The following is a 21819-nucleotide window of genomic DNA, read 5'->3' as shown; positions in this document are numbered from 1 at the left end:
AAGCAGACCACGCGCCAGGCTGAACCGCCGGCCCGTGGCCTCATGCAGCGGCCGTCACATCTTGGCCTTGCCCACCAACGGGATGCGTTGCCCGGTTTCCAGCATGTCCGCCGCATCCAGCTGCTCTTCGATCTGCAGGAAGCGCATGGCGGTCACCGGGGACATCTTCTCGGCCACCTCATCGATGTAGCGGTTCAGGAGCATCTGCCGTTTGACGTGCAGGGTCTTGTAGACCTTGATCATCTTCGCCGCATCCTCATCGGTGACCGCGCCGGAGCCGTAGGCCCGCGCATACTCAAGCAGCAGCTGGAACGTGTCGCGGTTCAGGCCATCCGTTTCGTTGCGGTAGCGGGTGTAGATCGGCCAGAAGGTTTCGGCCTGCGCGCCGTCGAGCGCCATGTTGGCCTCCACCATGCGCTTGCGCTTGTAGTTCAGGGTTTCGATCTGGTTGTTGATCTTCTCCTTGTTTTCGCTCATCACCTGGTCCACCGAAGGCAAGGGTTCCTGGGCCGGTGCGGCATACGCGCAGCCGACAGCGAATAAAGCGGCAAAAATGAGGTGCCTGGACATCAGTTGACTCCTGTTGCGTTAACCAAAAAATTCGGCGCGATCATTGCGCGGTTTCCTTGAGCGGGATCTTCGGCGCCCACACCAGCCATTGCTCATCGACGGCCTCGAACAGCGCGAAGGTCTGGCCCGGCCGGGCCGGCTCGCCCATTTGCCCGTTGTCCGGCGTGGCGAAGGCGATGCCGCCTGCGACCATGGCCTCCAGGGATTCGGTGCGCACCGACACCCCTTTGAACAGGCCGGCCTCGATGCCGATTCCGCTGGCGTTCCAGAAGCGGCTGCCGGTGTGCACCAGCGGCGCGTAACGCGGCTCGATCAGGACGCTGATCAGCACCCGGTCCGCCTGCGGCCCCAGGTTCATGTCGACCACCTTGCCCACCGGCATCTTGCGGTAGGTCACCGGGCTGCCGAGCTTGATCGAACCCTTGTCCACGGCGCTCAGGGTCAGGCGCAGGCCGCTGCCCTGCCCCAGCAGGTTCGGTGCTTCGGCCAGGGTCTGGAAACGCGTCTGGCGCTCTCCCGGACGACTGCCGGCCAAGGCCTCGATGTAAGGCCCGCTGACCAGCGTGCCGAGGTGTTCCGTGCGCAGCAGGCCCAGCGCCGGGCGCACCACCCAGAAGCGCGTGCCGCTGCGGGCGAACGATTCGCCATTGGGCAACAGGCGCGCCTTGAGCTGTACGCCGGACAGGTCGGCCTTAAGGTCGACGCTCTCGACCTTGCCGATCGTCAGCCCCTTGAAGCGGATGGGCGTGCCGTCGCGCAGGCCTTCGCCGTCCTCGACGCTCAGCTGGATCTCCACGCCCTGGGCCAGTGCGGCCTCTTCGCTGTCGTAGAGGGAGAACCGCCGGTCCTTGCCCGAGGCCGGCGCTTTCGCATCCGGGGTGTCGAAGGCTATGCCGCCGTTGATCAGGGTCTGCAGCGACTCGCTCTTGACCTTCAGGCCCGTCAAATCGCCGCTCAGGGTCACGCCGCTGGCGTTCCAGAACCGCGTGGAGCTGTTCACCAGGCGCGCAAACTCCGGCTCGACATGCACCCCGATCATCACCTGCCGGTTGTCCCCGGACAGTTGGTAGCTCTGCACGCTGCCGACTCGGATCTGCCGGTAGAGCACGGGCGCGCCGACCTCCACCGAGCCGCGCTTGTCGCTGGTCAGCACCAGGTGCAGGCCCGGCACGTTGATGTCCATGGCCGGTGCCTTGGAAAGGACGCTGAACTCGCGCCGCGGCGCGCCGCTCTTGGGGAAACGCACGGCGATGTAGTTGCCCTTCACCAGCGCGTCCAGGCCGGTGATCCCGGCCAGCGAGATGTTCGGCTTGACGGTCCAGAACTCGGTGCCCTCCAGCAGCATGGCCTCGACCCGAGGATCCATCGCCAGCTCGGCGGTGGCGCCGCTGAAGTCCTGGTTCATGTCGACGCTCTTGACCAGGCCGACCTGCACGCCGTTGTACATGACCTGCGTCTGCCCCGGCTGGATGTCGCTCAGGTCCTTCATCTTCAGCGACACCCGCAGGCCGACCTGGGCCGCGTCATAGTCCTCGTACAGGCGAAAAGGCTTGCTGCTGTCAGTGGGCGGGCTGTCGCGGTGGTTGTCCGGCGTGGCGAAGGCAATGCCGCCGGCGGCCAGGGTCAGCAGCGATTCGCTGCGTACCTTGAACCCCGACAGGCCGCCGGAGATCGACAGGCCGCTGGCGTTCCAGAAACGCGTGTGCTTGCGCACCAGGTCCGCATAGGCCGGTTCGATGTGCACCTTGATCTCGATGGTGCGCTGATCCTCGCCCAGCTGAAAATTCTTCACCTGGCCCACCAGGATCTGCTTGTAGAACACCGGGCTGCCCTGCTCCAGGGAACCGAGGCGATCGGCCTTGAGGGTGATGTGCAGGCCCGGGACCTTTTCGGACATGGGCGGCGGCTCCTTCAGGGCCGTGTAGGCGCGCACGCCTTGATCGCCCTTGTCGCCCTTGGCCGGATCGACGGCGATGTAGACCCCGGAGACCAGCGTCTCCAGGCCCGTGACGCCCGCCAGCGACACCCGCGGCTTGACCAGCCAGAAGTGGGTGTCTTCGTTCAGGTAATGCTGGGTTTCCTTGTTCATTTCGATGGTGGCGAGCACGCCCTTGATGTCGTCGCTGACATTCAGTTCCACCACCTTGCCCACCGCGATGCCCTTGTACAGCACCTCGGTCTTCTTGGCCTGGATGCCGTCGCCGCTCTCGAAGCGCACCTGGATGACCGGGCCGGCCTCGTCATAGGCGCGCCAGGTCAGCCAGGCGCCGATGACCAAGGCCAGCAGCGGCAGAATCCAGATCGCCGACCAGTTGGAGGTGGGGCGTTTCGTCGGGGTGGGGAGGTCACTCATGTTCATTGTCCACGTCGGTGTTGTCCCAAATGAGCCGGGGGTCGAAAGTCAGGGCGGCGAGCATGGTCAGCACCACCACGCCGGCGAAGGCGGCGGCGCCGAGGTTGGCCTCGATGCGCGCCAGGTTGCCGAAGTTCACCAGCGCCACCAGGATGGCGATGACGAAGATGTCGAGCATGGACCAGCGGCCCACCCACTCGATGAAGCGGTACATGACGATCCGCTGGCGGGCGGACATCGGCTGGTGCCGCTGTACCGAATAGAGCAGCAGCGCGATCCCGGCCAGCTTGAAGGTGGGCACCACGATGCTGGCCACGAACACCACCAGGGCGATGGGGATCATCCCCAACTGCAGCAGGCTGATGACGCCGCTCATGATGGTGGCCGGCGCGCCCTTGCCCAGGACGCTGACCGTCATGATCGGCAGCAGGTTGGCCGGGATGTAGAGAATCGTCGCGGTGATCAGCAAGGCCCAGGTGCGACGGATGCTGTCGGGGCGGCGCACATGCAGCAGCGACTCGCAACGGCTGCAATGCGCAGGCTGCGGGCCGTCGATGGGATTGAGTTGATGGCAGTCGCCGCAGACCTGGATGCCGGCATCGATCGCACGCATGGTTACCCTCCTCGCGCGGCTCGCGCCGAACCATTGCCGACAGACGCCGGATGCCCGTCCTGGGCCGGTGAACCTCCGCTCCCGATTGCGCGCACTGTGCTCATGACTCACCTGAGGCTTGATTGAAAACGGCGCGAATGCTACTTTTCAATCCCTAATGAGTCAATATTGTCTCATATGATTTATTTTTATCTTGGCTGTTCTTTTTCCAGAGACCCGGCACCCGATGTCCCCCTTACCTACCGGCCGCTTGCCGGACCTTCCCCTCGACGCGCTGCTCGCCTGCCATGAGTGCGACCTGCTCATGCGCCGCGAACCGCTCGCGCCCGGCGAGAAATGCTGCTGCCCGCGCTGCGGCTACGAGCTGGCCGTGCATCGCCCCCACTGGCAGAGGCGTTCCCTCGCGCTGGTGCTGACCGCCCTGCTCCTCTACATTCCGGCCAACTTCCTGCCGATCATGCACCTGAGCCTGCTCGGGCAGACCCGCAGCGAAACAGTCTGGGGCGGCGTGCTCGGGCTGTTCGAAAGCGGCATGCAGGGGGTCGCGGTGGTGGTGTTGCTGAGCAGCATGGCCATCCCCCTGCTCAAGCTGCTGTGCCAGTTGCTGGTGCTGTTGAGCGTGCGGTTCAAGGTGGCGCGCCGGGCTGGCCTGCAGCTGTACCGCAGTTATCACCACCTGCGCGAATGGGGCATGCTTGAGGTCTACCTGTTCGGGATCCTGGTCTCCATCGTCAAGCTGGTCGACATCGCCGACCTGAGCCTGGGCATCGGCCTGGCCTGCTTCGTCGCGCTGCTGCTGACCCAGGTCTGGCTGGAACTGAGCATGCCGTCCCACCAGGTCTGGGAGGCGCTGTCCGACGATTAACGCCGGGCAGCGCCTGCCGTCAGATCAGGCCTTGGGAATGGGCCCACTCCGTCGCGTCATGCAGTGTCTTGCCGAACGCTTCGAAGATCGCGTCCACGTCGTCCTGCGTGGTGATCAGCGGCGGGCAGAACGCGATGGTGTCGTAGATGGCACGAACGATCAGCCCATGCTTGTGGGCCTGCCTGAAGACGTAGCTGCCCAGGATCCCCGGTTGGCTGAACGGCTGCTTGCGCGCCTTGTCCGCCACCAGCTCGATCCCGCCCATCAGGCCGACGCCCCGCACATCGCCCACCAGCGGGTGATCGGCGAAGGCCTGCAGCCGCTCCTGGAACACAGGCGCCAAGCGCTGGACATGGCCCACCAGATCGCGCTCTTCGATGATGCGGATGTTCTCCAGCGCCACGGCCGTGGCGACAGGATGCCCGGTGGCGGTCAAGCCATGCACGAACGCCCCCAGCCGCTCGCTTTGGCTCACCAGCACGTCATGGAGGGCATCGGACACCAGCAGCGCCGCCAGCGGCAGATAGGATGAGGTGAGCTGCTTGGACAGCACCAGGATGTCGGGCTGGATCCCGTACAGCTCGGAACCGAACATCGTGCCGAGCCGGCCGAAGCCGGTGACGATTTCGTCGATCACCAGCAGGATGTCGTAGCGTTTGCACACTGCCTGGATCGCCGCCCAATAGCCCTTGGGCGGCGGCAGCACGCCGCCTGCGGCGATGACGGGCTCGCCGATGAACGCGGCGATGGTCTCAGGCCCCTCCACCAGGATGTGCCGCTCCAGTTCCTCTGCCAGGCGCAACGAGAACGCCTCTTGCGACTCCCCCGGTTTGGCGAGGCGGTAATAGTTGGGGCAGGTCAGGTGGTGCACCGGAATCGCCGGCAGATCGAAATCGCGGTGGATCGACGGGATGCCGGTCAGGCTGGCGGACGCGACGGTGGTGCCGTGGTAGGCCTGCTGGCGGGAAATGAATTTCTTCTTGGCGGGTTTGCCCCGAGCGTTGTTCACGTACCAGACCAGCTTCACCACCGAATCGTTGGCCTCGGAGCCGGAGTTGGTGAAGAACACATGGTTGAGGTCGCCGGGTGCCAGTTCCGCCAGTTTTGCCGCGAGCGCCGCGGCTGGCGCGTTCGTCTTGTGGCTGAAGGTGTGGTAGTACGGCAGCTGATTGAACTGCGCCATCGCCGCATCGGCCAGCCGCTTTTCGCTGAACCCCAAGGCCGCGCTCCACAGGCCCGACATGGCTTCGATGTAGGCATTGCCCCGGTCATCGAAGACCCGTATGCCCTCTCCCCTCGTGATGACGAAAGGCCCGGTCTCACGGTGCAGCGCCAGGTTGGTGTAGGGGTGGATCAGTGCGGACAGATCGTCCCGCACGGTAGAAGTCACGCTGTTCATTCGCGGATTTTCCTGCTGCGAAGTGGGGGCGATAAGGCCCCTTGCAGCGCCAACCTCGGCGCGCTGCAAGGGGCTGGCCGGTTTACTGGCTCAGTGCGGCGGCGACCGATTCGGCGAAGATCTTCAGGCCCTCACCCAACTGATCGGTCGGCGTGTTGATCGGCGGCATCAGCTTGATGATTTCCCCGTTCGGGCCGCAGCGGTCGGCCAGCAGGCCTGCCCGCAGGGCGCGTTGCTGGGCGTCCTTGGTCAGCGCGACGTTGCCGCGGCCGAAGTCGATGCCGGCCACCATCCCACGGCAGCGCGCGCCGACGACGCCGGGGATTTCGGCGATGTCGGCCACGCCCCGCTCCATCAGCGCCATGTTCTCGGCCAGCAGTTTCAGGAAGGCCTCGTCGTGCCAGTAGCCGAGGGCGATCTGCGCGGTCAGGAACGCCAACTGATTGCCGCGGAACGTGCCGATGTGGTCGCCCGGCTGCCACACGTCCAGCGCGGAACGGATCAGCACGATGGCCATCGGCAGGCCGAAGCCGCCGATGGATTTCGCGCAGGTCACCAGGTCCGGCTGGATCCCTGAGCGCTCGAAGCCGAAGAAGTCGCCGGTGCGGCCGCAGCCGGCCTGGACCTCGTCGCAGATGAGGAGCACGCCGTGGTCCGAGGTCCACTGGCGCAGCCGTTGCAGCCAGAGGTCCGAGGCCGCATAAACGCCCGCCTGGATCTGCACCGACTCCACGATGACCGCCGCAGGCAGTTCCGTTCCGCTGGCCTGGTCGTCGGCCAGGCGTTCGAGAAAGCCGATGCTGTCGAACTCGCCGTACGGGCTGTCCTCGTAGGGCACGAAAATCACCTCGGAGGACAACGCGGCGCCGCGCCGGGTGCGGTTGCCGGTGACGGCCAGGGCCCCGGCCGTCATGCCGTGGTAGGCGCCATAGAACGAGACGACCTTGCTGCGCCCGGTGGCCTTGCGCGCCAGCTTCAGCGCGGCCTCGACGGCGTCCGCGCCGGTGGGGCCTGTGAACTGCACCTTGTAGTCCCAGCCGCGCGGATCGAACAGGTCGCGCTTGATCGACTCCAGGAAGCGGCGCTTCATGCCGGTGTGCAGGTCCAGGGCATGGGTGATGCCGTTGGCCGACAGGTACTCGATCAAGGCGTCCCGCATGCGCGGGTCGTTGTGGCCGTAGTTGAGGGCGCCGGCCCCGGCGAAGAAGTCCAGGTAGTCGCGGCCGTCCTCGCCGCGAATCTTGCTGCCCAGGGCGGTATCGAACACCACGGGCAGGTCGCGGCAATACATCCGCACGTTGGATTCAAGCTTTTCGAAGGTCTCTATGTTGTTCATGCGTAGCCTCTTGCAATGGATCCGGGCCTGTCTGGAGTTGACAGGCCCGGGGGATTCACAATCCCTTGTGTCGATGGATGGAGGGAAACCTAAGCCAAGGCGTCCGGCACGGGGCTGCGGAAGAAACCGGTGCGGCACGCCAGGTAAACGGTGCCGATGCCCAACCAGGCGCACCCCAGGATCAGCGCATCCTTGTCCAGGCTGATGAGCATCCAGCCGGCGGTGATCACGCCGATGACCGGCAGGATCACGCCCCGCAGCAGTCCGGCGCCGTCCCGGTATCCGGCATCGAAGGTGAGCCGCAAGGCGCACAGGTTGACCGCGGTGAACGCGACGAAGGCGCCGAAGTTCACCAGGGACGTTGCGGTGGCGATCGTCAGGGCAAACCCCACGGTGCCGAACGCCCCGGACAGCAGAATGTTGAACACCGGCGTGCGGAAGCGAGGGTGCAAGCTGCCGAACAGCTTACGCGGCAGCTGGTTGTCCCGGCCGAGGGCGTACAGCAGCCGGCCGACGCTCGCCTGGAACGACAGCCCCGCCGCGAAGTGCGCGATGATGATCCCCGCCAGCACCGCAGCGAAGAACACATCGCCGCCGATCATCCGGGCGATCTCGAACGCCGCGCCGTCCACGTTGGCGAACGCCATGGAGGGATGCGTCAGGTGCATGAAGTACGACGAGCCCACATACAGCACCCCGCCGATCACCGCGACCAGCAGGATCGCCCGCGGAATCGTCCGGCTCGGATCCTTGGTCTCCTCGCTCAATGTGGACAGCGCGTCGAAGCCCAGGAACGAATAGGCGGCGATGGCTGCACCGGCCATGGTCGTGGCGAACGGCACGTCCGGGTTGAAGAACGGACTGGCCGACAGCAGCCCGCCGGGGCCGTTGGCCGCAACGATGTAGTGCCAGCAGAGGCCGATGAAGACCGCAATGATCGCCATCTGGACAACCATCAACATGATGTTGAAGCGGTTGGCCACCTGGATGCCCAGCACGTTGAGCACCGTGCTGGAGACGATGAAGCCGACGATCCACACCCACTGCGGCACATCCGGGAACGCCATGTTGAGGTAACTGGCCCCCAGCAGCCAGATCAGCATCGGGATGAAGAAGTAGTCGAGCAGCGCCGCCCAGCCCACCATGAACCCAAGGTTCGGGTTCAGCATCTTGCGGGTATAGGTGTAGGCCGAACCGGCGGCCGGGAACACCCGGACCAGGCGGCCGTAGCTCAACGCGGTGACGATGACGCCCAGCGCGGCAATCGCGTAGGACAAGGCCGTGGTGTTCTCGCTGGCCTGGGAGATCACCCCGTAGGTGCCGAACACGATCAGCGGCGCCAGGAACGCCAGACCGAACAGCAGCACGGAAAACGGGCCCAGGGCGCGCTTCAACGAAGCATCGGAAGATGACTGGCTCATGATCTCCCCCTCAACCGGCGAAGCGGTAAGCGGCGACGATGATCGCGTGATAAGTCTCCACGGTCATGGCCTTGGCGTTGCTGGGGTCGGAGAAGTTCTTCTTCGACTTGTCGGCGATGGTCAGGAAGTCCTCTTCACGTACCCCTTTCACGTCGGCGAAACGAGGAATGCCCAGGGCCTTGCTCATCTGGAACAGGTACTCGACCGCCGCTTGGGCGGCGCTGGCCGGCGCCAGGCTCGGGTCGATGCCCAGCGCGTAGGCGACCTGGGCATGGCGCAGAAGGTCCGCATCGATGTTGTGGCCGAACACAAACGGCAGGAAGATCGCGTTGCCCACGCCGTGCGGCGTGTCGTACATGCCGCCGATGGCCTCGGAAATGCAGTGCACGCTGCCGACGTCGGCGTTGCCGAAGGCCATGCCGGCGATCAGGCTGGCCACGAGCATCTGCTCGCGGGCCTCCAGGTTGTCCGGCTCCTGCACGGCGGCCTTCAAGTGTTGGCTGATCAGGCGGATGGCATGCAGCGCGAGGCCGTCGCTGATCGGATTCGACACGCGGCAGGTGTAGGCCTCGATGGCGTGCGTCAGGGCGTCCATGCCGGTCGCGGCGGCGATGGCCGACGGCAGCGTCGCGGTGATGTTCGAGTCGAGCAGCGCCAGCACCGGGCCGATCCGGTAGTCCAACAGGTTCATCTTGAAGTGGCGCGCGGTGTCGGTGATCACCGAGAAGCACGTCACCTCGCTGCCGGTGCCCGCCGTGGTGGGGATCGCCACGATCGGCAGCACCCCGTGGGTGAGTTTGAAGGAACCTTCGTAATCTTCGATCCGGCCGTCGTGGGTCAGCAGCACGCTCAAGGCCTTGGCGGCGTCCATCGCGCTGCCGCCGCCGATGGCCAGCAGGCCGTCGATGCCTCGGCCCCGGAGTGCCTGCGCCGTGCGGTTGATGTCATCGCTGCGGGGGTTGGCCTTGACGTCCGAGATCTCCTCGAACGCAATGCCCGACGCGTCCAGGCTGGCGTAGATGCCGTTCAACAGCCCGGCGGCCTTGACCCCGGCGTCCGTCACGATGAGGACGCGCGCAAGGCCCAGCTCACGCAGATGCTCGCCCGTGCGCTCGCGCAGGCCAGGTTCCATGACGACTTTGGTGGGGAGTAGGAATTGGAATTTCATACGTACCTCTTGCCGGTCAGGCTCAGTTTTTGTCGTTGTTCGGGTTCTCGGCAGTTACATCTTCCGGGCTGTACGTCCTGCCCGAATCCCGGCGTGTGCAACGCCGGGGTCACGTCCTGTGCTGATCTTGTTGTTGTTCAATGCGCAGCCGTCAGGATCCGGTATCGGCGGTCTCCTGTTGCCGTGCCCACTCGCGCAGCACGAATTTCTGGATCTTGCCGGTGGCCGTCTTCGGCAGCGGCATCAACGACACATGCCGCGGCGCCTTGAAGTGCGCCAGGCGTTCGCGGCACCAGCGGATCAGGTCGTCGCCGCTGATGTCGGCCAAGGCGTCCTCGCGCAGGGTGACGAAGGCGTGCGGGGTTTCGCCCCAGCGCGCATCGGGGCGCGCCACCACGGCGGCTTCGATCACGGACGGGTGCTGGTAGAGCACTTCTTCGATCTCCAGCGAGCTGATGTTCTCGCCGCCGGAAATGATGATGTCCTTGGCCCGGTCCTTGATCTCCACATAACCGTCCGGGTGCAGCACGGCCAGGTCGCCGGTGTGCAGCCAGCCGTCGGCCAGGGCATCGCGGGTGGCCTGCGGGTTGTCCAGGTAGCCTTTCATCACGGTGTTGCCGCGCACCACCAGCTCGCCCAGGGTCGCGCCATCGGCAGGCACCGGCCGGCCGGTGTCCATGTCCAGCACCGTGGCCTCTTCGAGCATCGGGTGGGCGACGCCCTGGCGGCTCATGAACCGGGCCCGGGCCTCCAGCGGCAGCTCGTCGATGCCCGGCTGCCACAGGCACAAGGTGCTGGGGCCGTAGCTTTCGGTCATGCCGTAGGCGTGGGTGATGTTGAAGCCGCGCGCCTCCATCGCGGCGATCACCGCACTGGGCGGCGCCGCCCCGCCGGTGATCACCGACACGCTCGTCGACGGCGTTGCCGAGTTGCCGTGCTCGGCGTGGATCAGCATCGACATCACCACCGGGGCGGCACTCAAGTGGGTCACCCCGTGCTCGGCGATGGCAGCGTGGATGGCATCGGCCTGCACCTTGCGCAGGCACACATGGGTGCCACCGGACAGGGTCACCGCCCAGGTGTGGCTCCAGCCGTTGCAGTGGAACATCGGCAAGGTCCACAGGTAGACGCTGCGCGGGCCGAGCTGGAAGATCAGCGCCCCAGCGCAGGCATTGAGGTAGGCGCCCCGGTGATGCAGCACCACGCCCTTGGGGTCGCCGGTGGTGCCCGAGGTGTAGTTGATGGCGATGGACTGCCATTCGTTCTGCGGCGCGGTCAGCGGTCGGCCGGGGTCGCCTTGGGCCAGGAAGCTTTCGTAGTCCAGGCTGCAGTCCAGATCGTGAGCCGGCCCCTCAGCCTGGCTGTCGTCGATCCCCACCAGCAGCGGCGGCGAATCGAGCAGGGCCAAGGCTTGGCGCACCACCGGGCCGAACTCGCGGTCGCAGATCAGCACCTTCGCGGCGCAGTGGCGCAGGATGAAAGCGATGCTGCGTGCCTCCAGGCGGATGTTGATGCAGACCAGCACGGCCCCGGCACCGGGCACGCCGTAGTGGGCCTCCAGCATTTCCGGGACGTTCGGCGCCAGAATGGCCACACGCTCTCCCGGCCGCACGCCGACATGCTCCAGGGCGCTGGCCAGGGCGCGGCTGCGCTGGTGCAACTGGCGGTAGCTGTAGCGCCGCTCGCCGTAGACCACCGCATCGCGTTCCGGGTACACCTGCGCGGCACGCTTGAGGAACGACAGCGGCGACAGCGGCACATGGTTGGCTTCGTTGGGGGCCAGTCCGTGCTCGAAGGTCGAGGTCATCATGACCGCCCCTCCATCAAGACATCGCCCAGGCATCGCACATTCATACACACCTCCTGTCCGTTGCGGGTTCTTGTTGTTCTTGCGTTAGGGCGCCTCACAGGCTGCTGCACAGGTGCCCGGCGTCGACCACGATCTCGGCACCGCTCATGGCCCGGCCGGCATCGCTGGCGAGCAGCAGCAACGCACCGTCCAGGTCCTGCGGCTGACTGAAGCGGCGGCCGGGAATGCGCAGACGCAGCTTTTCGCCGGCCTCGCCGGTGAGGAAGTCCTCGTTCAGATCGGTCATCACGTACCCCGGCGCCAAGGCGTTCACGCGGATCCCGTGGCGCGCCAGTTCCAGGGCCATGGCGCGGGTGAGGTGGGCCAGGCCGGCCTTGGCCGCCACGTACGGCGCAATGGCCCCCGCCACCCGACTGGCGAGAATCGAAGTGACATTGATCAGGCTGCCGCCGTGCCCGGCGGCGATCATCCGCCGGGCGCTTTCCTGGGCCACCGTCCAGGCGCCTTTGAGGTTGGTGTCCAGCACGCGATCCCAGGCCTGGTCGTCGCAGTCCAGCAAAGGCTGGCTGTCGCTGACTCCGGCGTTATTGACCAGCACATCCAGCGATCCGGCGGCATCGAGCACCCGGCAGACGTCATCGCGGCAGGTCACGTCGAGGGCGAAGGCCCGGGCACGGCCGCCGGCCGCCTCGATCGCTTCCACCAGCGTCTGCAACGGCTCCAGGCGCCTGGCCGTCACGATCACTTCGGCGCCGGCGGCGGCCAACGTCATCGCGAAATGGCGGCCGAGGCCGCTGGAAGCACCGGTGACCAAGGCGCGGCGCCCCTCAAGGTCGAACAGTCGGGCAATAGAGGGTTGCATCACCGATCCCCCAGACGTTGGTCGAGCAGCTTCTTCGCCAGGCTCATGCGGTGCACTTCGCTCGGGCCGTCGTAGATGCGGAATGGGCGGATGTCGCGGAAGATCCGTTCCACCACGGTCTCCCCGGTGACCCCGCGCCCGCCCAGGACCTGCACGCAACGGTCCACCACCCGCCACAGCGCTTCGGCGCTGATCACTTTGGTCATGCTCGAATCGACGTTGCCGCGCCCGCCCTCGTCCAGCACCCAGGCGCAGTGCCAGATCGCCAGGCGCACCACGTGCAGGTCCATCAGGTTGTCGGCCAGCATGAAGCCGACGCCCTGGTGTTCGCCCAGCGGCTTGCCGAAGGTTTCCCGGGTGCGGGCGTAGTCGCAGGCGATGTCATGGGCGCGCCGTGCGGCCCCCAGCCAGCGCATGCAATGGGTCAGGCGTGCCGGCGCCAGGCGCACTTGGGCGTAACGGAAGCCTTTGCCGATCTCCCCCAGCACGTCGCTGGCCGGCACGCGCAGGTTGTCGAAGCGCAACTGCCCGTGGCCGCCGGTGAAGCAGCTGTCCAGCGAGTCCAACTGACGTTCATGGACGATCCCTTCGCGCTGCATGTCGGTGAGGAACATGGTCGCGGTGCCGTCCTCCATGCGCGCCATGATGATGGCGAAGCCGGCGCCCTCGGCCCCGGTGATCAGCCATTTGCGGCCATTGATCAGGTAATCGTCGCCGTCGCGGACGGCGGTGGTGCGCAGCATCGAAGGGTCGGAGCCCGAGCCCGGCGCCGGTTCGGTCATGGCGAAACAGGAACGCACGTGCCCCTGCACCAGAGGCCGCAGCCAGCGGTCCTTCTGCGCGTCGGTGGCCACCACGTCCATCAGGTGGATGTTGCCTTCGTCCGGGGCATGGATGTTCATCGCCACCGGGCCCAGCGGCGAATACCCCGCCTCCTCGAACACGATTGCCTTGGCCACATGGCTCAGGCCCAGACCGCCCATCTCAAGGCTGGCGTGGGGCGTCAGCAGGCCGGCGGCCCGGGCGCGGGCCTGCAAGTCCACGCGCAGGGCGTCGCTGGGGCCATGGGCGCCCTGGCGCGGGTCGTTCTCGAACGGGATGACCTGCTCGGCGATGAATTCGCGGGTTTTGCGCTGCAGTTCAAGCAGCTCGTCCGGGAGGGTGAAGTTCATGGTTATCCTTCTTTTTCTCTTGGCAGTTCGGGAAATGGAGGGCGGCGCGGCGCTCACGGCACGGCTTTGGGATTGCTGATCGCCAGCCGGGTGAGCGTCATCTGGCGCAAGGCCTCGGTCAGCGAGCGCTGGCTGTGCGCGGCATCGTGATGGCCCTGGCGGATGTCCCGGGCCAGTTGCCGACGGGCCTCGCGCAGCGGCGCCCCGCCGTCGCCGGTCAGGACGCTGAGCAACGCCAGTTCCTGGCAGCGGGCATCGGCTTGCAGACGGTTTTCGCGGGCGGCGATGGCCATGGCATTGGCGATCATCAGCAGCGGGTAGCGCAGTTCCCCGGGCAGCGCAGGCAGCAGCTGTTCCAGCAGGGTCTGACGGGCGATCTCCAGCAGTTCATGGGCGTTCGGCTGGGTCATGGCGCGTCTCCGCAGGTCAGGTTCAGGATGTCGAGTTCGAGCTCCGGCAGTAGGCGCGCGGTCAGCGCCAGCTCAAGGGAAGGCTCTTCGCCGGACAGGTGGCGTTGGCCTTGCTGCAGGGCGATCACGGCCCAGCGCAACGTCGCCATGACCTGCCAGTAATGCAGTTGGCCGGGTTCGATGCGCAGCGGCGAAACCGAGTGGTAGCCGGCCAGGAAATCCTCGAGCCGGCCGATGCCGCCCGCCTCCAGGTCCGGCCGGGTGAAGCGCCAGCAACGGGCGGTGAACCAGCCCAGGTCCTCGCAGGGGTCGCCCCAGCCGGTGAACTCCCAGTCCAACACTGCCTCCAGCCCTTGTTCGCTGGCCAGGTAGTTGCCGGTGCGGTAGTCGCGGTGCAGCAGGCAAAGGTGCGTGCTGCGCGGTGCGTTGAGCTCGCACCAACGCAGGCCCCACTCCAGGACCGGATAGGCCTCGTCGAGGGTGTCGAGGTAACGGCGGTAGGCGCTGACGGTGCTCAGGGCCGGCGACGCCTCCGGTACGGGCAGGAACGCCAGCGCCGGGCACGGCGGGCGAAGCTGATGCAGACGCGCCAGGTTGGCACCGAGTTGAGCGGCCAACCGCGTCCGGCCTTGGGGGCCCGCGTCGGCGCTGAGCAGGCGTCCGGCCGCAACGCCCGGCACATGTTCCATCAGGAAGAACACCCGCCCATGGACGCTCGTGTCACGGCACAGCCAGAGCGGCCGCGGCACTTTCACCCCGGCCTGGTGCACCGCTTGCAGCACGGCGAACTCCTGCTCGCGGCCAAGGCTGGCCGGCAGCGCCGAGAGCGCGTCGCTGCGCAACACCCAGCGCCGCGCGCCGGCCCATGGGCCGCCTTCGATCTGCAGTTCAATCAGCCAGTTTTCCTGGATGGCGCCGCCGCTCAGGCGTTTGCGGGCCTCAATGACCACCCGGGTCGCTTCGGCTTGCTGGCGGATGAAGTCGACCAGATTTCCATCGCCGGTCTTGGTTGCGAACGAATCATCAGCCTGATGCTTAGTTAGGGAACTGCTCATGGATCCAAGGGCCCCGCCTGCACTTTTTGAAGTTGTCGGGTCAGCTAGAGCAATGCCTGGGCCAACTTTGCAGCGATGGGCTGCGGGCCACGCCGTTCGGGCGTTTGAGATCTTTCGCGGGTAGGCATGAACAGAACCCGCGTTTCACACCTGAAATGAATTGGTTCAGTATTGGGACATTTCACTCCTGAACAGGTCTCGCCATGCACTCTCCCGCCTCAAAGGTCGTCGTGCTGATCAGCCACCTGCAGCGCCCCCGGCAGCGCAGCCGCCTCGCCCAAGTGGTGGCCGGGCTCACCGGGGATTACCCCGACACGCACATTGAAGTGCTCGACACCTCGGTGTCCGAAGCGCTGCAGACCGCCCGCGAGCTGGAACAGCGCGGCGAAGCCGATGTGTTCGTCTGCGCCGGCGCCACGGCCGCCTACCTGCGCAAGCACCTGGCGCGGCCGGTGCTGACGATGCACGTCGGCGGCGATGACCTGCTGCGGGCGCTGGGGCGGGCCCGCGAGCACTCCCCGCAAGTGGCCCTGCTCAGCTACAACAGCATCAACCACGACCTGCAAGCCATGAACGCGCTGTTCACCGTGCAGGTTCACCAGGCGGCCTACACCTCGCTGGAAGAAGCTCGCCAAGCTGTCGAACACGCCGCCCGGCTGGGCTGCCGCAGCATCATCGGTTCGTCGACGGTGGTGGAACTGGCGCTGCAGGCCGGCCTGCACGGCGTGCTGTCGCTGAGCGAGGACACTGTGCGCAAGGCACTGGAAGAGGCGTTGGGCATCCTCGACAGCCAACGCATCGAGATCGCCAAGCGCCGCCACTTGAACGCCGTGCTGCAGCACATCCCCACCGGCGTGGCGGCGGTCGACAACCAAGGCGTGGTGCAGTCGCTCAACCCGGCCCTTGCCCACTTGCTCGATCTGCCGGCCGGCGAAGCGCTGGGCCGGCCCTTGCAGCAGCTGTGCCCCGAGCTGGACCTGCCGCAGGCATTGGAGGACGGCAGCGGCGAGGAAAACCGGGTGATCCGGCTCGGCTCCCATGCGGTGGTCAGCAACCTGTTGCCCATCCTTGAGAACGGCGAGCGCACCGGCCTGGTCCTGACCTGCCAGGACATCACCGCCGTGCAGCGGGCCGACCAACGCATCCGCTCCACCCGCCGTCCGGGCGCGTTCACGGCCCGCTACCGGCTTGAGCAGCTCGCCGGCAACAGCCAGGCCAACCGCGACATGCTGCAATTGGCCAAACGGTTCGCCGTCAGCCACTCGACGATCCTGATCACCGGCGAAAGCGGCACCGGCAAGGAACTGCTGGCCCAAGGCATCCACAACGAGAGCCCCCGCCGGCAGGGCCCGTTTGTCGGCATCAACTGCGCGGCGTTCCCGGAGTCGCTGCTGGAAAGCGAACTGTTCGGCTACGAGGAAGGCGCCTTCAGCGGTTCGCGCAAGGGCGGCAAGCCCGGCCTGTTCGAAGCGGCGCACCGCGGCACGCTGTTTCTCGACGAGATCGGCGACATGCCGGTGTCGTTGCAGACCCGCCTTCTGCGCGTGCTGCAAGAGCGCGAGGTACTGCGCCTGGGCGGCACCGAGCCGATCTCCATCGACGTGCGGATCATCGCCGCCACCCACCAGAACCTGCGCACCGCCATGGACGAAGGCGACTTTCGCAGCGATCTCTACTACCGCCTCAACATCCTGCGCCTGCAGACCACCCCGCTACGCGAACGGCCAGAGGACATCGCCCTCATCTGCCGGGGCATCAGCCAGCGCCTGCTGGTCCAGGGCCAGCCCCTGGGGGCCGCCGACATCCCGGCCGCCCTGCTCCCGCACCTGAGCCGTTATGCCTGGCCGGGCAATGTCCGGGAACTGGAGAACGTGATCGAACGGGCGATGCTCTCCGCCCGCGAACTGCTGCACGACCACGGCCTGGACGAGCAATACCTGGCCCGCGTGCTGCCCGAACTGTGCGAAGGCCCAGCCCTGACCCCGGCCCCGAAAACGTCTTCACGGGAATCGGACTTGCAGATGATCGGCAAGGCCGCGCAACTGCGGCACGTGCAGGAAACGCTGGACAGTTGTCAGGGCAACCTCGATGAAGCGGCGCGCCGGCTCGGCATCAGCCGGACCACGTTGTGGCGCCGGCTGCGCTCCGTTCAGTGATGAGGCATTGAGGGCTCACTCGGCCGCATACACCCGCGTGCGGTTGCGCCCCTCATGCTTGGCCCGGTAAAGGGCCTGGTCGGCCAGGCTGACCCAATGCTCAAGCGAAGCGTCGCCGTCGAGCTGCACCATGCCGATGCTGACGGTCGACGCCAGCTCGCCGCCGGGCACCGGCAACCGGTGCTGGCTCCAGGTCTCGCGCAGGCGTTCCAGCAAGGCCAAGGCCTGTTCACGGTCGGTCTGCGGCAGCAACAGCACGAACTCTTCGCCGCCATAGCGGGCAAACAGGTCTGTGCGCCGGACATGGCTTTCGCACACGGCGCTGAAGGCCTTGAGCGCTTGGTCGCCCACCAGGTGGCCATGGGTGTCGTTGACGTGCTTGAAGTGATCGATGTCGAACATCGCCAGGCACGCCGGACGGCCTTGTTGGCGGGTTTTGGCCAGTTCAAGCTGAGCTTGCTCGATGAAGGCCCGGCGGTTGAGGACGCCGGTCAAGGCGTCCCGCGCGGCGGTCCGGCGCAGTTCCTGTTCCAGGGATTTGCGGCCGCTGACGTCGCGGATCTCCGCCACCTGGGTGCCATCGTCCAGCGCCGCGACCGTCAGCTCCGCAGCGAACCGATTGCCGTCGCAGCGCACCGCCACCCGGTCCATCGGCACACCGTCGCAGCGGCCCAGCTGTTTCTGCAAGTCTTCGTCGGTTTCGAACAGGTCTACCAGCGGACGCTCGTACAAAAATTCCCGCGGACAGCCGAACAGGTGCTTGAGCACCGGGTTGGCATCGACAATCCGGCCGTCGCGCACGATCACCACGGCGGCGCTCGTGATGTTCATCAGGCGCTCGAAACGCACCGCACTGCTCTGGGACGCCAAAAGGAAGCGGCGCAGGCTGAGCAGCGTCAGGCCGAACAGGCACAGGATCCACAACGGATAACCCACGTTGTAGGCAAGCATTTCGGCGGCCGGCTCGACGTCTTGGCGCCCCTGGCTTTGCGACAACCCCTCGAACAGGCCGAGCACCCCGCTGCCGGCCGCGCTCAAGGCCAGCAAGCCAAACATCAGCGCGGCGAAGATCCGCGCGCTGTGCAGCCGACGGTCGCCCGGCAGCCGCAGCAGCGCATAACAAGCCATTCCCCGGATGAAGGCGCTGAGGAACGCGTACAGGGCCACCACGTCACCGGTCTCCAACGGCTGCAAAAGCCAGTGCCAAAGCCACCAGGGCGCCGCCGCCAGGAAAGTCACCGGTATCAGCCACCAGGGCGTGGGGCGGCCGAGGAAGCGGAACACGCCGATGACCAGCACCGTTTCTCCCGCGGTCAGCAAGCTGTGGCACAAGACGTTGTAGGGCAGCGAGGCCGTATAGGCGGTGCCCTGCGCCAGGTACTGGCCCACCGTCACCAGCAGGACGCCGCACGTCCAAAGGCCGGGCCCCGGATGGGGCCGCGAGTAGTACCACAGGGCCAGGCAAATGATGGCGCTGGCAATCAGGATGTTGGTACCGATCAGGTGGGGTGACAGCAACAAGGCATTCATGGCGGTGGGAGTCTGCAAACCGAAGGGGTCGATCACCGGACGGAGCGCCCGGCGAGGCCTACGAGTTTTCTGCCGGGCCCGTCCGAACTTTAGGCGGCCGGCGAAAAATCCGCCCGTCGGGCTCCAGGTTTGCCCGCCGCCGCCCAAAGAATGCGCTTGACCTTAAAGGCAGCTTTAATCTTAGGGTGCACACCACCCCGACTCGACATCCTCAATCCTCATAGGAAACACCATGCAAACCGTCCTGGGAGCAACCGGCCAGATCGCCATGGAGCTGGCCCGCGAACTGCACCGAAACCATACGCAAGACATCCGGCTCGTCAGCCGCAAGCCCCTCAAGGTCAATGACACCGACACCTTGGCGCCGGCCGACCTTTTGGATGCCGAACAAGCGACCAAGGCAGTGAAAGGCAGCAGCATCGTCTACTTCACCGCCGGGCTGCCGCCGGACACCCAGGTGTGGGAAACCCAATTCCCCGTGATGCTGCAAAACGCACTCGACGCGACCCGCGCGGCCGGGGCGAAGTTCGTGTATTTCGACAACACCTACATGTACCCCCAAGATGCCCGCGTGCTGAGCGAAGACGCTCCGTTCGAGCCGTTCGGCCGCAAAGGCCGGGTGCGCGCACAGATGGCGTCCATGGTCCTGCGGGAAATGCAGCGAAGCGAGATCCCGGTCGTCATCGGCCGCGCTCCGGAGTTCTATGGGCCAGGCAAGACCCAGAGCTTCACCAACGCGCTGATCCTCGACAACCTCAAGGCCGGCAAGACGCCCCGCGTTCCCGTGCGGGACGATACGAAGCGCACGCTGATCTGGACCCCGGACGCCAGCCGCGCCCTGGCCGCGCTGGGGAACGCACCGGACACCTACGGCCAGACCTGGCACCTGCCCTGCGACGACGACCGCCTCACCTACAAGCAATTCGTGGCCCTGGCATCCGGCATCGTCGGCAGGAAACCGACCTACAAGGTGCTCGGCAAATGGACGCTGACGGCCGCCGGCCTGTTCGTCAAACCAGTGCGCGAACTGCGCGAGCTGCTGCCGCGGTACGAGCACGACAACCTGTTCGATTCCTCGAAGTTCAAGCGGCGTTTTCCGGAGTTCGAGGTCACGACCTATCGCGAAGGGCTCACCCGGATACTGACCGGCCCTGGTCGCAGCATGGGCTGACCGTGCCGGCACATCGAGACGAATCGCTGTTCAGAACTCACAGGACCAGCGCCACTCGCCCTGAGCCGAGCGAAAGAACAAGCCGACACCGTTCTCTGCCCATTTCCAGTTGATCAACGATTCCGAAGCGATCTGAAACACGAACTCGTCGAGCCTGGAGGTGCGCAGGATTTCAGAAGGATAGCCACCCACCTTGGTTCCGGTGCAATGGGCGGCCGCCCCGTCGCAGGAACGCCCCGCTGTCTGGCTTTGAAATGCATCGCCCCCCTCGTGCGCCTTGCGCCAATGGATCGGGTAGGAATGATCGGGGGACAGAACGTTGTGAACCGCCGACAACCCCTCGGCGCAAGCGTATTCGCGGATGGCCCAGCCCTGGCCATGAGGCTGTCCGAACGGGTAGCTCTGAAGGTTCATGTACAACACCAGGACTGCGATGTGCCTCAATTGCACAGGGACAAAAGGCAGTTCATCGACCCTGATCTGAAGCAACGGAAACATCGGTTTTCCTTCCCAGAAAAGCGTGTCTTCGCCGGCATGGCGAACGCCATGGAAAAAACGCGAATCGACATAGGCCGTCGGGCGTGTCGGTTTGCCGATGACCGCGACCGAAACGCTTCGCCCAACGACATCCAGTCTGTCCGGTGCATTGATCGTGCTTGAGTCCATTCTGTACCCCTGTCCTTTGTGACCGTATCGGGCAACGCCGTCATTGGCGCGCTCATGCACTGGAGCGTTCGCTCAGAAACGATCCGGGCTGAACGCCTGGATCGGAACCGTCGTCGCCCCCTCCAGCGCCAGCTGGGCGGCGGCCAATCCTACTGCCGGCGCATGCTTGAAGCCATGGCCGGCAAAGCCGCCGCACAATACGAAACCAGGCAACCGATCGGACTGCCCGAGGATAAAGTCCCCGTCAGGCGCCTGTGCGCTCATGCAAGGCCGAGCGAAGGCCGGGCGGGCCGAGAGACCCGGCAGCGCCGCTGCGACAAAATCGCTGACCGGTTGCAGTTCCTTGTCGTCCGGTTGCCTGCCCTTGTTGTCTTCCGGACGGTCGAGCCATAGTTTTTTCTCGATGGAAGCGCTGCTTACGCCGACTTTCACGCCCATGCCGTCGATGTCGGGGATCCCCCAGCCATCCAGCGCCCCGCTCTTGTAGGTGAACACGGGAAAGGACGACGGCCCGTAGCCTGACGGATCTTCGAGGGACTTGAACCATGACAGCGTCGAGCGCTGCAGGCGGATGGGGCAGTCCAGCTTACGGGCAAAATGGTTGAACCAGCCCCCCGTCGCCAGTATGACTTTCGATGCATTGAACGTCCCGGTGTCGGTGATCAGCTTCAGGTGCTTCCCCGCCCGGTCGGCCTGTATGTCCAGGCACCGGGAGCGCCTTTCGATCCGCGCACCCTGCCGAACAGCGACGGCGATGGCCGCAAGCACCGACGCCTCAGGACGGATCACCCCGGCGCTAGGCTCATACAGGCCCAGATCGCCGCTTGCGAGTGAAAACTGAGGAAAGCGCAGGCCCATGGCCTGTCGGGTCAGGCACTCGAACGGGATGCCGTGGGCAGCGGCATTTGCCATGGCGTCTGCGATAAGGCGGCTTTCACCGGGTGCGACGGCAAGGCCGCCGCACAGGGTCAGGAGCGGCTGACCGCTCTTTTGACCCAGCGCCTGATAAAGAGCGAGGGACGTTTTGGCAAGCGGGACATAATGCTTGCCCTCCGCCCCCAGTGTCCGGAAGATCCTCGACCCGCCGTGCGATGCGCCATTGGGGTGCCCGGGGTCGAACTGTTCGAACGCTATGACCTTCGCCCCTTGCTCCGCAGCCTGCCATGTCGCCATCGCCCCCATTACCCCTAGTCCGACGACCGCAACGTCAAAGCGATCAGACATGGCATTCTCTCCTTCCCGCCAACCCTGGCGGCATTTCC

General features: G+C 65.9%; 18 protein-coding genes. 3 read left to right on the top strand and 15 right to left on the bottom strand.

Annotated features, from left to right (window positions below):
- Nucleotides 1-54: 54 nt before the first annotated feature.
- From CAG41_RS25930 to CAG41_RS25920, 3 genes are read right to left on the bottom strand one after another with little or no spacing between them, the layout of a single operon-like run.
- Nucleotides 55-570 (bottom strand): transcriptional regulator, encoded by a 516-nt coding sequence (locus CAG41_RS25930; protein ID WP_085586576.1) that lies wholly within the window; start codon nucleotides 568-570, stop codon nucleotides 55-57.
- 40 nt (nucleotides 571-610) lie between these two features.
- Nucleotides 611-2923: a PqiB family protein gene (locus CAG41_RS25925; protein WP_085707656.1), complete on the bottom strand. Its 2313-nt coding sequence runs from the start codon at nucleotides 2921-2923 to the stop codon at nucleotides 611-613.
- On the bottom strand, nucleotides 2916-3536 hold the full coding sequence (locus CAG41_RS25920) for a paraquat-inducible protein A (protein WP_085586580.1): 621 nt from the start codon (nucleotides 3534-3536) through the stop codon (nucleotides 2916-2918). The genes CAG41_RS25925 and CAG41_RS25920 overlap by 8 nt, the downstream gene beginning before the upstream one ends.
- Before the next feature lie 226 nt (nucleotides 3537-3762).
- Here CAG41_RS25920 and CAG41_RS25915 point away from each other — a divergent pair, with 226 nt between their 5' ends.
- Nucleotides 3763-4401 carry a paraquat-inducible protein A gene (locus tag CAG41_RS25915; RefSeq protein ID WP_085640985.1) on the top strand — a complete coding sequence of 213 codons (639 nt, stop codon included), beginning with the start codon at nucleotides 3763-3765 and terminating at the stop codon, nucleotides 4399-4401.
- A gap of 19 nt (nucleotides 4402-4420) precedes the next feature.
- On the opposite strand, the gene CAG41_RS25910 is transcribed toward CAG41_RS25915, so the two are convergent.
- The 9 genes from CAG41_RS25910 to CAG41_RS25870 form a co-directional block, all read right to left on the bottom strand.
- Nucleotides 4421-5800: an aspartate aminotransferase family protein gene (locus tag CAG41_RS25910; RefSeq protein ID WP_085695374.1), complete on the bottom strand. Its 1380-nt coding sequence runs from the start codon at nucleotides 5798-5800 to the stop codon at nucleotides 4421-4423.
- Nucleotides 5801-5882: 82 nt separating this feature from the next.
- The gene (locus CAG41_RS25905; protein ID WP_085586584.1) at nucleotides 5883-7136 is read right to left on the bottom strand and encodes a diaminobutyrate--2-oxoglutarate transaminase; all 1254 of its coding nucleotides are present in this window, start codon (nucleotides 7134-7136) and stop codon (nucleotides 5883-5885) included.
- Nucleotides 7137-7225: 89 nt separating this feature from the next.
- A complete protein-coding gene (locus CAG41_RS25900) occupies nucleotides 7226-8557 on the bottom strand; it encodes an APC family permease (protein ID WP_085633767.1) in 1332 nt (443 codons plus the stop codon).
- A 10-nt stretch (nucleotides 8558-8567) separates the two neighbouring features.
- Complete coding sequence (locus tag CAG41_RS25895) at nucleotides 8568-9725, bottom strand: iron-containing alcohol dehydrogenase (protein ID WP_085707655.1); 1158 nt, start codon at nucleotides 9723-9725, stop codon at nucleotides 8568-8570.
- Nucleotides 9726-9876: 151 nt separating this feature from the next.
- On the bottom strand, nucleotides 9877-11535 hold the full coding sequence (locus CAG41_RS25890; RefSeq protein ID WP_256575588.1) for an acyl-CoA synthetase: 1659 nt from the start codon (nucleotides 11533-11535) through the stop codon (nucleotides 9877-9879).
- 94 nt (nucleotides 11536-11629) lie between these two features.
- Nucleotides 11630-12397 (bottom strand): SDR family NAD(P)-dependent oxidoreductase, encoded by a 768-nt coding sequence (locus CAG41_RS25885; protein WP_085695372.1) that lies wholly within the window; start codon nucleotides 12395-12397, stop codon nucleotides 11630-11632.
- On the bottom strand, nucleotides 12397-13569 hold the full coding sequence (locus tag CAG41_RS25880) for an acyl-CoA dehydrogenase family protein (protein WP_085586592.1): 1173 nt from the start codon (nucleotides 13567-13569) through the stop codon (nucleotides 12397-12399). Before CAG41_RS25880 ends, CAG41_RS25885 begins: the two co-directional genes overlap by 1 nt.
- Before the next feature lie 53 nt (nucleotides 13570-13622).
- Entirely contained in the window at nucleotides 13623-13979 is a 357-nt protein-coding gene (locus CAG41_RS25875) for a DUF6285 domain-containing protein (protein ID WP_085586594.1), read from the bottom strand.
- Nucleotides 13976-15034 carry a phosphotransferase family protein gene (locus tag CAG41_RS25870; protein WP_085707654.1) on the bottom strand — a complete coding sequence of 353 codons (1059 nt, stop codon included), beginning with the start codon at nucleotides 15032-15034 and terminating at the stop codon, nucleotides 13976-13978. The genes CAG41_RS25875 and CAG41_RS25870 overlap by 4 nt, the downstream gene beginning before the upstream one ends.
- A 203-nt stretch (nucleotides 15035-15237) precedes the next feature.
- Between CAG41_RS25870 and prpR the strand changes: the two genes are divergently transcribed.
- A complete protein-coding gene (gene prpR / locus CAG41_RS25865) occupies nucleotides 15238-17190 on the top strand; it encodes a propionate catabolism operon regulatory protein PrpR (RefSeq protein ID WP_085586598.1) in 1953 nt (650 codons plus the stop codon).
- Between the two features lie 15 nt (nucleotides 17191-17205).
- On the opposite strand, the gene CAG41_RS25860 is transcribed toward prpR, so the two are convergent.
- Entirely contained in the window at nucleotides 17206-18720 is a 1515-nt protein-coding gene (locus tag CAG41_RS25860) for a sensor domain-containing diguanylate cyclase (protein ID WP_139834999.1), read from the bottom strand.
- 232 nt (nucleotides 18721-18952) lie between these two features.
- On the opposite strand from CAG41_RS25860, the gene CAG41_RS25855 reads away from it, so the two are divergent.
- Nucleotides 18953-19891 (top strand): NAD-dependent epimerase/dehydratase family protein, encoded by a 939-nt coding sequence (locus CAG41_RS25855; protein ID WP_085707652.1) that lies wholly within the window; start codon nucleotides 18953-18955, stop codon nucleotides 19889-19891.
- Between the two features lie 30 nt (nucleotides 19892-19921).
- Here CAG41_RS25855 and CAG41_RS25850 read toward each other — a convergent pair whose 3' ends face one another.
- Complete coding sequence (locus CAG41_RS25850; protein WP_139834998.1) at nucleotides 19922-20557, bottom strand: hypothetical protein; 636 nt, start codon at nucleotides 20555-20557, stop codon at nucleotides 19922-19924.
- Between the two features lie 72 nt (nucleotides 20558-20629).
- Nucleotides 20630-21781: an N-methyl-L-tryptophan oxidase gene (gene solA / locus CAG41_RS25845; protein ID WP_085707650.1), complete on the bottom strand. Its 1152-nt coding sequence runs from the start codon at nucleotides 21779-21781 to the stop codon at nucleotides 20630-20632.
- Nucleotides 21782-21819 lie beyond the last annotated feature (38 nt).

Origin of the sequence: Pseudomonas sp. B35(2017) (genome assembly GCF_002113645.1) — a bacterium.
Lineage (GTDB): Bacteria > Pseudomonadota > Gammaproteobacteria > Pseudomonadales > Pseudomonadaceae > Aquipseudomonas > Aquipseudomonas ekonensis.
The sequence above is the reverse complement of the archived record's forward strand: the minus strand, read 5'-3'. Positions and strand labels throughout refer to the sequence as shown.

Excerpts from the sequence above, each read along its gene's own strand:
- CAG41_RS25850 (WP_139834998.1), bottom strand. The coding sequence starts at position 20,557 with ATGGACTCAAGCACGATCAATGCACCGGACAGACTGGATGTCGTTGGG.
- CAG41_RS25920 (WP_085586580.1), bottom strand. The coding sequence starts at position 3,536 with ATGCGTGCGATCGATGCCGGCATCCAGGTCTGCGGCGACTGCCATCAA.
- CAG41_RS25870 (WP_085707654.1), bottom strand. The coding sequence starts at position 15,034 with ATGAGCAGTTCCCTAACTAAGCATCAGGCTGATGATTCGTTCGCAACC.
- CAG41_RS25880 (WP_085586592.1), bottom strand. The coding sequence starts at position 13,569 with ATGAACTTCACCCTCCCGGACGAGCTGCTTGAACTGCAGCGCAAAACC.
- CAG41_RS25900 (WP_085633767.1), bottom strand. The coding sequence starts at position 8,557 with ATGAGCCAGTCATCTTCCGATGCTTCGTTGAAGCGCGCCCTGGGCCCG.
- solA (WP_085707650.1), bottom strand. The coding sequence starts at position 21,781 with ATGTCTGATCGCTTTGACGTTGCGGTCGTCGGACTAGGGGTAATGGGG.
- CAG41_RS25915 (WP_085640985.1), top strand. The coding sequence starts at position 3,763 with ATGTCCCCCTTACCTACCGGCCGCTTGCCGGACCTTCCCCTCGACGCG.
- CAG41_RS25905 (WP_085586584.1), bottom strand. The coding sequence starts at position 7,136 with ATGAACAACATAGAGACCTTCGAAAAGCTTGAATCCAACGTGCGGATG.
- CAG41_RS25860 (WP_139834999.1), bottom strand. The coding sequence starts at position 18,720 with ATGAATGCCTTGTTGCTGTCACCCCACCTGATCGGTACCAACATCCTG.
- CAG41_RS25875 (WP_085586594.1), bottom strand. The coding sequence starts at position 13,979 with ATGACCCAGCCGAACGCCCATGAACTGCTGGAGATCGCCCGTCAGACC.
- CAG41_RS25895 (WP_085707655.1), bottom strand. The coding sequence starts at position 9,725 with ATGAAATTCCAATTCCTACTCCCCACCAAAGTCGTCATGGAACCTGGC.
- CAG41_RS25890 (WP_256575588.1), bottom strand. The coding sequence starts at position 11,535 with ATGATGACCTCGACCTTCGAGCACGGACTGGCCCCCAACGAAGCCAAC.
- CAG41_RS25910 (WP_085695374.1), bottom strand. The coding sequence starts at position 5,800 with ATGAACAGCGTGACTTCTACCGTGCGGGACGATCTGTCCGCACTGATC.
- CAG41_RS25855 (WP_085707652.1), top strand. The coding sequence starts at position 18,953 with ATGCAAACCGTCCTGGGAGCAACCGGCCAGATCGCCATGGAGCTGGCC.
- CAG41_RS25930 (WP_085586576.1), bottom strand. The coding sequence starts at position 570 with ATGTCCAGGCACCTCATTTTTGCCGCTTTATTCGCTGTCGGCTGCGCG.
- CAG41_RS25925 (WP_085707656.1), bottom strand. The coding sequence starts at position 2,923 with ATGAGTGACCTCCCCACCCCGACGAAACGCCCCACCTCCAACTGGTCG.
- CAG41_RS25885 (WP_085695372.1), bottom strand. The coding sequence starts at position 12,397 with ATGCAACCCTCTATTGCCCGACTGTTCGACCTTGAGGGGCGCCGCGCC.
- prpR (WP_085586598.1), top strand. The coding sequence starts at position 15,238 with ATGCACTCTCCCGCCTCAAAGGTCGTCGTGCTGATCAGCCACCTGCAG.